Below are 10994 nucleotides of genomic sequence, written 5' to 3' on the forward strand. Positions count from 1 at the left end.
ACACAATCCCAAACGCGAAAGATTTTCGGTTTGGGATTGTTGTTTCAGAATGGAACGAGCAAGTTACAGAAGGTTTGTATAACGGAGCTTTTGCAGCTTTAACCGATTGCGGTGCTTTGCCAGAAAATATCATCCGTTGGAACGTACCAGGAAGTTTCGAATTGATTTTCGGAGCACGCCAAATGCACGAAAAACTAGAGCTTGATGCCGTAATTGTGATTGGTTGTGTGATTAAAGGCGAAACCATGCATTTCGAATTTGTATGTGAAGGAGTAACTCAAGGAATGAAAGACTTAAATCTTTTGTACGATGTACCAACTATTTTTTGTGTGTTAACCGATAACAACATGCAACAGTCATTAGACAGAAGTGGTGGGAAACACGGAAACAAAGGAGTAGAAGCAGCAATTGCAGCAATCAAAATGGTTGATTTGAATAGAAAATAAAGGATTTTCTTTAAAAACAATATACTAATCCCGATTTTCATCGGGATTTTTTGTTAACAAAAATTTGGAGATTAAACGCGTAAAAATCCTTAAATTTGAAAAAAATAATGCGACATGATTAAGTTTGGAAAAGGTAGAATGCCAAAGAACAAAAGATTTAATTACACGCCTCGTCATTACGAAGGCAAAACAGTAGATAATCCATTTGATTTTGATTCTGCAATACGACGCGATAGAGAAACCGCAAGTTATAACGATATGAGAGCAATGTGGAGCGATGCTAGAGACGCTAGCAGAAATAGAAAGAATCGTTCTTTCAATATGCGTGTTATTGTCATTGCCTTAATTTTGGTTTTGATCTTTTTCTTTATCATCGATTTTGATTTTTCCATATTTAGAAGAAAATAATGGCAGCGAGTATTATTCAACTTTTACCGGATCATGTTGCTAATCAAATAGCTGCTGGAGAAGTGGTGCAACGCCCAGCTTCTGTTGTGAAAGAGTTGTTGGAAAATGCCGTTGATGCCAAATCGACGGACATTAAATTAATCGTTAAAGAAGCCGGAAAAACCTTAGTTCAAGTAATTGATAATGGTTTGGGTATGAATATGACCGATGCCCGTTTGTGTTTCGAACGTCATGCTACATCTAAAATCCGAAAAGCAGAAGATTTATTCGATTTGCATACCAAAGGTTTTCGTGGCGAAGCATTAGCATCAATTGCTGCGATTGCTCATGTGGAATTAAAAACAAAACAAGACCAAGAAGAACTTGGAACTCATATTGTTATTGAGGGTAGTAAATTGGTAACCCAAGATGTTGCGGTTTTACCAAAAGGAACCTCGTTTGCCGTTAAGAATTTGTTTTTCAATATTCCAGCCAGAAGAAATTTCTTGAAATCGGAAACAGTAGAATTTCGTCATGTGATGGATGAATTCCAACGTGTAGCGATGGCGCATCCGTCGATTTCATTTACTTTGATGCATAACGGGAGTGAATTATACAATTTACCAAGTTCTAATTACCGTCAAAGAATAGTGAATATTTTTGGTGGAAAAACAAACGAAAAGTTAGTGCCAGTTTCGGAAGAAACCGAGTTAATTACCATTTCTGGATTTGTAGGAAAACCTGAATTTGCAAAAAAGAGTAGAGGCGAACAGTTTTTCTTTGTGAACGATAGATATATCAAAAGTGCGTATTTGCATCATGCTATCATGAGTGCTTACGAAGGTTTGTTGAAAGAAGGTAATCAACCAAGTTATTTCTTGTATTTGCAAGTGCCACCTCATACTATCGATATCAACATTCATCCTACAAAAACTGAAATTAAGTTTGACGATGAACATTCGTTATATGCGATTTTGCGTTCAGCAGTGAAACATAGTTTAGGGCAATTTAACGTAGCGCCCGTTTTAGATTTTGAGCGCGATTCAAATTTAGACACGCCTTACGAATATAAAAATAGAGAAGCTGATTTTCCAACAATTCAAGTAGATTCTAGTTTTAATCCATTTGCGGCTGAAAAACCGAGTTCGAAGCCGTTGTCTTCTTTTGGAAGTTATAAAAAGGAAACGTCAACAGCAAGTTGGGAAAGTTTATACGTTGGATTAAAGCAGGACACTCAAGAAATAGAAACTTTTTCATTTGAAAGTGAAGAAGTTACTAGTAAATTGTTTGAAGATGATGTGATGGAAACTAAAACCACATCAACCTATCAAATTCATAAAAAATATATCGTTAGCGCCATAAAATCGGGAATGTTGGTTATTGATCAAGGAAGAGCGCACCAACGTGTGTTGTATGAACAATTTCTGACTAATATTACGGTTCAGAAAGCTTCTAGCCAGCAGTTGTTATTTCCATTGGAATTGTATTTTTCTTCTGATGAGATGATTTTATTGAAAGAATTGCAGTCTTCTTTAGAAAACACTGGATTTGTTTTTGATGCTTTCAATATTGATTCTATTCAAATTTCAGGATTGCCAATTGGAATGGCTGAAAGTGAAATATCCATTGTTTTAGAAGAATTAATTGGGAATCTACAAAATGAAATTCCAGAAAGTAGTTTTTCACAGAGTGATAGCATTGCCAAATCGATGGCGAAAAGTATGGCCGTTAAAACCGGAACTTATTTAACCGAAAGGGAACAAGAAAATTTAGTAAATTCGTTATTTGCGTGTAAAGAACCCAATGTTTCGCCTTTTCAAAAACCAACTTTTATCACGTTAACGGTAGAAGATCTAGATAAAAAATTTGCGATATGATGAATAACATGACCGATACTGTTAAGCAGTTATTGATAATTAATGTTTTGTGTTTTATTGGAAGTTTTGTGGTGCCGCAATCGAATGATTTATTGGCGCTATATTACTTTGAAAGTGATAAATTTCAATTCTGGCAACCTATAACGCACATGTTCATGCACGGAAGTCCTATGCATATTTTCTTTAATATGTTTGCATTGATTTCTTTTGGTAGCGCATTGGAGCATTTTTGGGGAGCTAAGAAATTTCTATTTTTCTATTTATCTTGTGGATTAGGAGCTGCTTTGATTCATTCGGGCGTTAATTATTATGAAATTCATTCACTTCTAGATCAATTACAAAATTCAGCGATAACTTCAGCAGATATTCATACTATTTTAAACACCGATTTTGTTAGCGGAAATCAGTTTCAGGGACAATTGTTGTATGAAAATGCACAAGCTACTTTTGATAAATTAAATTTAAATGGAGATGATTTTAAAATTTTATTTAATGCTGCAATAAAAAATCAAACCGCTGCCGTGGGAGCTTCAGGTGCTATTTACGGGTTATTAGTAGCTTTTGCCTTTATGTTTCCTAATGCCGAGTTGATGATGATGTTTATTCCAGTTCCTATTAAAGCTAAATATTTTGTACCTGTGATTGTATTGTTAGATTTGTTCTCGGGTGTAACAGGATTTAGTCTTTTTGGAGGAAATATTGCCCATTTTGCCCATGTAGGTGGTGCTTTAATTGGTTTTATTATGATGTGGTATTGGAAGAAAAATCAGTTTGATCAAAACCGTTGGGATAGATAAGTTTTTTAGAAAAAAGAATAAAGAACAAAGAGAAAAGATGAACATTTTAGACGATTTAAAACTACAATACAGAACAGGTGGCATGGTGCAAAAGTTAATCTTTTGGAACATTGGTTTCTTCTTGTTTTCGTTGGTGTTTTTTTATAGTTTTTCTGTTGGGAAATTTCAAATTCCAACATGGATTGCTTTGTCGTCTGATCTTGGTAATTTAGTTAGAACGCCTTGGACATTAATTACGTTTAATTTTTTTCATGCTAAGTTTTTACATTTATTTTTTAATTTGTTAGTGCTTCATTTTGCAGGAAGATTGTTTTCAACATATTTTACAGATAGACAATTGCTTGGTGTTTACATTTTAGGTGGTGTTTTCTCTGGAATTATATTTGTGCTTTCCTATATTCTAATTGGGAAATCAGGTTTGCTGGTTGGAGCTAGTGGTGCTATTATGGCAATTTTGCTTAGCGTTACGACTTATGCACCCTTTATGTTGTTGCGTATTCCATTGATTGGAATTGTGAAGCTATGGCATGTCACATTTGTTATTTTATTACTAGATTTAATTCAGTTGCCTTTAGATAACACAGGCGGACATATAGCGCATTTAGGTGGTGCACTTTTTGGTTTTCTTTACGTTAAGTTATTACAATCGGGAACCGATTTAAGTAAAGGAATTTTGTTTGTTTTAGATTTCTTTGCGAATCTTTCTAAACCAAAAAAGAAAACCCCATTTAAAAAAGTACATCGCAATACAACAAAAAAAGTAGTAAATTCGTTCTCAGAAAAAGATATTACACAAAAACAGATTGATGATATTTTAGATAAAATTAGTAAATCGGGTTATGATAGTTTAACAAAAGAGGAAAAGGAATTTCTTTTTAAAGCAGGAAAATAATGCCAAAACAATCTTGGTTTAGTAGAATTATGTTTTTTTTTAATACAGTGCTTACTGTATTGACTTTTCTTGCGTATTTGTTGCCTTTCTTAGCGCCTAAAGCCTTTCCTTTTTTAAGTGTATTGACACTAATTCTTCCCTTGTTTTTGATTTTGAATTTCTTCTTTTTTGTTTTTTGGTTATTGCAACTAAAAAGACAAATGTTACTTTCAGGATTAGTATTATTACTTGGAATTACCTTCATTAATCGTTTTTATAAATTTTCGGAAACCAATCTTCCACCAGAAGATAGCGACTTTACTTTAATGAGTTATAATGTCCGACTTTTTAATTTGTATGAATGGCTTCCTCAAGGTGATGTTCCTGAACAAATCTCAAAATTAATTGATGAAAAGCATCCTGATATCTTGTGTTTACAAGAGTTTTCGCCTAACGATAAAGTGTCAGTAAAAAAATACCCACATAGTTTTGTAAAGTTATATGGTGGAAAAAATAAATATGGTCAAGCCATTTATTCCAATTACAAAATGATTGAGAAGGGAGAAATTCAATTTCCTAATACAAGCAATAATGTTATTTATGCCGATATTTTAAAAGGTAAAGATACCTTGCGAATTTATAGTATGCACCTGCAATCTATTAAAATCAGTACCGATATACACGAAGATCTTAATCAAGAAAAATCAAAGTTTATTTTTATGCGAATTAGTGAAGCATTTACGCTTCAACAGCAACAAGCAGAAATTATTAAAAAACATTTTGATGCGTGTAACTATCCAAAAATTATCTGTGGTGATTTGAATAATAGTGCTTTCTCTTATGTATATAGAACGGTGAAAGGGGATATGAAAGATGCTTTCGAACAAGCTGGAACAGGTTTTGGAAAATCGTATAATTTTAAATATTATCCAGCCAGGATTGATTATGTTTTCGTTGAAAATAATATCGAGGTGAAAGAATTTACTTCTCTAGATTCTTTTGTTCAAAGCGATCATTTTCCACAATTAACAAGATTAAATCTAGTTCAAAAAACAGAAGAATAATTTAAATCTTTTGATTTTTCAGATAATCCACAGCGTATCTTCCTTCATTAAAAAGCAAGTCTAAAATGCTTAAGTTGTTAATAAAACCGTGTTTTTCTTCAAATACTTGCGTGTATTCCTCTAATTGAGTTGTGTCTTTTTTCCCGTTTGCCAAATGTCTAAAATCTTTAAAATTTGGAACATCATGGAAAAATTCAGTTGTTTTATCTGTTTGGATAGTTATTCCTAAAGACTCGTTTACCAATTCAAAAATTTCCAAATTCAAATCCATTAAAAATTCATGTCTTTTTTCGAATAGCGGACGAAAATCATCTTCAAAATATTCGAAAAAAGGCGAAGTTCGGTATGCAGCTTCTAACGATTTAAAGTGATTTTTTTGCCATCCAAAATCGTTTTCAATGCGGACATCTTTGTATTTCTGATGTTTGTCTTTTGAATGTTTGATAGGGATATTCAACATTTGAATTCCATTTGGACTATAAATGTACATCCTATTCCTGTTCGTTTGTTTTTGAAAATTGTCTTCCATTTCAAACGTTACCGAATCTGCTTGAAGCATCGCTACGTAATGACTAATTGATGGAAAATAAGTTGGATGTATAAGAATGTTGTTCATCATAAAATATTGTTTTTAAAAACACGAATTTCACTAATTATCACAAGTTATTTCGTGCTAATTAGTGAAATTCGGTTAAAATTATATTAAGCTTCTTCTTTCTTTTTCTTCTTTTTTCTGAAGTAATCAAAAGCAAAATAACCTGCTAAAGCAATTAAGAAATATTGGAAATACGATTTTGGTTGGCCATCACCACTAACAGTAGTGAATAATCTATCCCAACGAATGCTCCAGTTTTTAATTCCGTCGTTAATGCTATCGATACTCATCCAAATGAAAATTGGTTTTCCAACGATGTGATCTGCTGGGACAAATCCCCAATAACGAGAGTCTAAGGAATTGTGACGGTTATCTCCCATCATCCAATAATAATCTTGTTTAAAAGTATAAGAAGTGGCAACCTGACCATTAATGCGGATTTCATCACCATTTACTTTCAAGTCGTTTCCTTCGTACTCACCAATTATCTTTTTATAAAGCGGTAAGTTTTCTTTATTTAGAGTAACAGTTTTTCCTGCTTCAGGAATATAGATTGGACCCATGTTATCTCGATTCCAATTATTTTTTACAGAAGGCTTTCCATCTTGAATGTCAGGAAAAATACCATCTTCAGCTGTTTTGCTAATTTGACGTTTAACCGAACTAATTCTGCTGTCAGATTTGAGTTGTTCGTATTTTTCAGCTGTTAAGTTTCCATAAAAATAATTTGGAGAAATCATCAAACCTAACTTATTATAAATTTCCTGGTCAACCTGACCTGTTACAGCTGTAGTTAAAGTGTCTCTAGATATTTCTTCAAATTCATATCTACTGATTAGCTCATTCTTGAATTCAGGTTTGTTCCAAATTTCATTTTTGATTTCGAACAAAGGATAGCCTTCTGTAATTTGATAGAAATTTTTTATTTCATCAGCGTTCACATTGTTGGTTTTAATCAAATAAAAATACTGAGGTTTTGCTCTTTCAGGAAGAATCGATTCTTTTCCGTTAATAAAAATGATACCATCTTTAATTTCAATTTTATCACCAGGAATAGCGGTGCAACGTTTTACGTAGTTGGTTTTTTTATCGATAGGTTTATCATATCTTTTATCTGCCGCTTTGTACATGTGAAACAAAGTGTCTGCAGGCCAGTTAAACACTACAATGTCATTACGTTCTATTTTTTGTAAAGCAGGAAAACGAAAATAAGGTAATGAAGGTTTTGCTAAATATGATTTTGTTTTAATAATTGGTAAAGTGTCATGAACCATCGGGGCAGCTATAGGTGTCATAGGTGTTTTGGCTCCATAATGGAATTTGCTTACAAATAAAAAGTCACCTACTAACAAAGATTTTTCCAAAGATGAAGTTGGGATAGTATAAGGTTGAATAAAATAAGTATGAACTAAAGTTGCAACAACAATAGCAAACGATAATGAACCTAAAGTATCCATAGTTTTGTTAGGTGCAGTCAAATCACGATTCGCGTGATAAGTTGTTTCTTGTGTGTAATTTACATAAGCGATGTAAAACCCTAAGGTAACTACTCCTAAAACCATATCAACAGTTGATTTTTTACCGAAAGTTCTTAAGGTTTCAATCCAAATGATTGGAAATAAAAATAAATTGATAACCGGAATAAAAAGTAGTAAAATCCACCATTTTGGACGGTTGATGATTTGCATTAATACAATTCCGTTGTAAACTGGAACAAATGCTTCCCATGCTTTTCTACCTGCTTTTACGTATAATTTCCAAGTTCCAATTCCGTGAATTACTTGAATGAATAAGATAAAGATTAACCAACCTGATATTTCCATTTTTAATATCGTTTACTTGTTAAATTTTATAATTGTTTTATTTTGAGGTTAAACCCAAAACATCTTTCATGTTAAAAATCCCTTTTTTACCTACTAACCATTCAGCAGCAACAACAGCTCCTAAAGCAAAACCTTCACGACTATGAGCGGTGTGCTTGATTTCAATTTGATCCACTTCACTGTCATAGAAAATACTATGAGTTCCAGGAACATTTTCGATACGCTTTGCTTCAATATGAATTTCGTTGCTAATTGGAGTTTCTAGTGTCCAATTCGCATAGTCTGTATGTTTGATAACACCTTCTGCTAATGTAATGGCTGTTCCACTTGGAGCATCTAATTTTTGAGTGTGATGAATTTCTTCCATTGAAACGTTGTATTGCTTCAAGTTAGCCATCATTTTGGCTAAATATTCATTCAATTCAAAAAACACATTTACACCTAAACTAAAATTAGAAGCATAAATAAAACTACCGTTTTTTGCTTCGCACAATTGTGCCATTTTCGGGTAATCTACTAACCAACCTGTAGTTCCTGAAATAACAGGAATTGCGTTATTTAAACATTCAGAAATATTTTCAACTGCGCTATCTGGAACACTAAAGTCGATAGCAACATCAGCATTTAATAATCCTTCGAATGTGTTATTTTGATTTTTTTTTAATACGATTTCATGACCTCGTTCTAAAGCTATTCTTTCAATAACTTTTCCCATTTTTCCGTATCCTAAAAGTGCAATTTTCATAATAGTTAGTTGTTAGGTTTGATATTATGTTACCTAATATTTTGTTAAAAACTGTACGTTAATGTCATACCATAGTTGAATTTATAATCCATTTGATTTTGATTCATGTCAGGTTTTAACGAAAGATTATCATTAACATTAAATTGCATTAAATGGGCATCAATATTTGCGTCAACAATGTTTAAAATATAAATTCCAGCGGTTATTAAAGCCGATAAATCTCTATTTCTTTGATGAAATTTTTGAGCACGAATTAATCTATCATTGTCTAATCCACCATAAATAGGATGATTAGGGTTTGAAGTACCATCTAATCTTCTTTTATATTCGTCTCTATAATCATGGTATTTGTTTTGATTCCAAGTATAGGAATATATACCCAATCCAAGTCCAATATAAGCTAAAGGTATTTTCCAGTATTTTTTGTTATAAGCTTGTCCAAGTCCTGGAACTAAAGCCGAATAAAAAGCCGCTCTAGCAGGACGATTAGGGTCAATAACAGCTTTAACTGTATCTTGTGTTATTAATGTCATTTCCTCTTGTGCTCTTCCTTTAAAACTTAGAAAAAGACAAGTCAAAATAAATATGTAGTGTAGCTTTCTCACTAAGAATTGATTAGTTTCAAGATACGATTAAAGTCTTCTTCAGAGTGAAATGGAATCGTTATTTTACCTTTTCCGTTACCCGCTACTTTAACGTCAACTTTTGTTCCGAAATAGTTAGAAAACGCTTTTTTCTCTTCCTCTTTTACGTCAAATGAGTTACCTTTTGCAGGTTTAGCCGTTTTTGGTTTTAAACTATCTTGGTAATTTTTTACCAAAGCTTCTGTTTCTCTAACAGAAAGATTTTGCGTTACTACTTTGTGATAAATATCGCTTTGAACATCGTGATTATCAATGTTAATCAACGCTCTTCCGTGTCCCATCGAAATAAAACCATCTCGCATTCCTGTTTGGATGATTGGGTCTAATTTCAATAAGCGTAAATAATTGGTAATTGTAGAACGTTTTTTACCAACGCGCTCACTCAATTCTTCTTGCGTTAAATTGATTTCTTCGATTAATCTTTGATACGAAATGGCAACCTCAATCGGATCTAAATCATGACGTTGGATGTTTTCCACCAAAGCCATAACCAATGATTCATTATCATTAGCTAAACGAATGTATGCCGGAACCGTTTTTAATCCGATTAATTTAGAAGCTCGCAAACGACGTTCTCCCGAAATCAATTGGTATTTATTGAACTCTAATTTTCTAACAGTAATAGGTTGAATTACGCCTAATTCTTTAATCGATTTGGCTAATTCTTGTAAGGTTTCTTCGTTGAAATTCGTTCTTGGTTGAAATGGATTAATTTCAATCGATTCGATATCTAATTCAATAATATTTCCTACAACTTTATCTGCGTTTTTATCCTCAACCGATTTAATGTCGTTTTCCGGATCTTTCAATAAAGCCGATAATCCTCTTCCTAAGGCTTGTTTTTTTACCGCTTTTGTCATCTTACTCTATTATTGATTTTTCTTAATAATTTCTTCTGCTAAGTTCAAATAATTAGAAGCTCCTTTACTCGTAGCGTCATAATTAATGATACTTTCTCCAAAACTTGGAGCTTCACTTAATTTGATATTTCTCTGAATTACCGTTTCAAAAACCATATCGTTAAAGTGTTTTTGAACTTCTTCAACCACTTGGTTTGATAAACGTAAACGAGAATCGTACATAGTTAACAATAATCCTTCAATATCTAAATTTGGATTGTGTATTTTTTGCACACTTTTAATCGTGTTTAATAATTTTCCTAAACCTTCTAAGGCAAAATATTCACACTGAATTGGAATAACTACACTATCAGCAGCAGTTAAGGCATTCAATGTTAGCAATCCTAATGAAGGAGCACAATCAATTAAAATATAATCGTATTTGTCTTTCACGCTTTCCAATGCCGTTTTTAGCATGTACTCGCGATTTTCTTTGTCTACTAATTCAATTTCGATAGCCACCAAGTCAATATGAGCCGGAATTACCGAAACATTTGGTGCTGTACAAGAAACTGTAGCTTCTTCTGGTGTTGCACTGTGTTCTAAAACTTGGTATGACCCAATTTCCACACTTTCTACATCGATTCCTAAGCCCGAACTCGCGTTAGCTTGTGGGTCAGCATCGATTAAAAGTACTTTTTTTTCTAAAACACCAAGAGAAGCTGCTAAGTTAACTGATGTAGTTGTTTTTCCTACACCACCTTTTTGATTGGCAATTGCAATGATTTTACCCATTTGATTATTGAAAATTTTAAGCCGTAAAAATACAATTATTTATGGTTTTTTCAAGGCAATTTTGTTAACAATGGGTTAAAGTGTAATGTAATTGATTTACAGTGTGATAAA

At 32.8% G+C, this 10994-nt stretch carries 12 protein-coding genes; 6 read left to right on the forward strand and 6 right to left on the reverse strand.

Annotation, left to right across the window (positions count from 1 at the left end; translation table 11 throughout):
• From ribH to Q0075_RS06810, 6 genes are all read left to right on the forward strand, one after another.
• Positions 1-446: 6,7-dimethyl-8-ribityllumazine synthase (gene ribH / locus Q0075_RS06785; RefSeq protein ID WP_297868849.1), on the forward strand; the 446-nt coding region annotated here is incomplete at its 5' end.
• A gap of 114 nt (positions 447-560) precedes the next feature.
• A complete protein-coding gene (locus tag Q0075_RS06790) occupies positions 561-854 on the forward strand; it encodes a hypothetical protein (protein ID WP_297868850.1) in 294 nt (97 codons plus the stop codon).
• Positions 854-2710 (forward strand): DNA mismatch repair endonuclease MutL, encoded by a 1857-nt coding sequence (gene mutL / locus Q0075_RS06795; protein WP_297868851.1) that lies wholly within the window; start codon positions 854-856, stop codon positions 2708-2710. The genes Q0075_RS06790 and mutL overlap by 1 nt, the downstream gene beginning before the upstream one ends.
• Positions 2710-3507, forward strand: coding sequence for a rhomboid family intramembrane serine protease (locus Q0075_RS06800; protein ID WP_297868859.1), 798 nt, complete (start codon positions 2710-2712; stop codon positions 3505-3507). Before mutL ends, Q0075_RS06800 begins: the two co-directional genes overlap by 1 nt.
• Positions 3508-3544: 37 nt before the next feature.
• Positions 3545-4399 (forward strand): rhomboid family intramembrane serine protease, encoded by an 855-nt coding sequence (locus tag Q0075_RS06805; protein WP_297868852.1) that lies wholly within the window; start codon positions 3545-3547, stop codon positions 4397-4399.
• Positions 4399-5442: an endonuclease/exonuclease/phosphatase family protein gene (locus Q0075_RS06810; protein ID WP_297868853.1), complete on the forward strand. Its 1044-nt coding sequence runs from the start codon at positions 4399-4401 to the stop codon at positions 5440-5442. Before Q0075_RS06805 ends, Q0075_RS06810 begins: the two co-directional genes overlap by 1 nt.
• A gap of 1 nt (position 5443) precedes the next feature.
• On the opposite strand, the gene Q0075_RS06815 is transcribed toward Q0075_RS06810, so the two are convergent.
• The 6 genes from Q0075_RS06815 to Q0075_RS06840 form a co-directional block, all read right to left on the reverse strand.
• Positions 5444-6058, reverse strand: a complete 615-nt coding sequence (locus Q0075_RS06815; RefSeq protein WP_297868860.1) for a WbqC family protein — start codon at positions 6056-6058, stop codon at positions 5444-5446.
• 86 nt (positions 6059-6144) lie between these two features.
• Entirely contained in the window at positions 6145-7860 is a 1716-nt protein-coding gene (gene lepB, locus Q0075_RS06820; RefSeq protein WP_297868854.1) for a signal peptidase I, read from the reverse strand.
• 37 nt (positions 7861-7897) lie between these two features.
• On the reverse strand, positions 7898-8605 hold the full coding sequence (gene dapB / locus Q0075_RS06825; RefSeq protein ID WP_297868855.1) for a 4-hydroxy-tetrahydrodipicolinate reductase: 708 nt from the start codon (positions 8603-8605) through the stop codon (positions 7898-7900).
• A 44-nt stretch (positions 8606-8649) separates the two neighbouring features.
• Positions 8650-9210: a DUF5683 domain-containing protein gene (locus Q0075_RS06830; protein ID WP_297868856.1), complete on the reverse strand. Its 561-nt coding sequence runs from the start codon at positions 9208-9210 to the stop codon at positions 8650-8652.
• Positions 9210-10109 carry a ParB/RepB/Spo0J family partition protein gene (locus tag Q0075_RS06835; RefSeq protein ID WP_297868857.1) on the reverse strand — a complete coding sequence of 300 codons (900 nt, stop codon included), beginning with the start codon at positions 10107-10109 and terminating at the stop codon, positions 9210-9212. The genes Q0075_RS06830 and Q0075_RS06835 overlap by 1 nt, the downstream gene beginning before the upstream one ends.
• 9 nt (positions 10110-10118) lie before the next feature.
• Entirely contained in the window at positions 10119-10883 is a 765-nt protein-coding gene (locus Q0075_RS06840; protein ID WP_297868858.1) for an AAA family ATPase, read from the reverse strand.
• Positions 10884-10994: the final 111 nt, after the last annotated feature.

Source organism: uncultured Flavobacterium sp. (genome assembly GCF_937967675.1).
In the GTDB taxonomy this organism is placed as follows: domain Bacteria; phylum Bacteroidota; class Bacteroidia; order Flavobacteriales; family Flavobacteriaceae; genus Flavobacterium.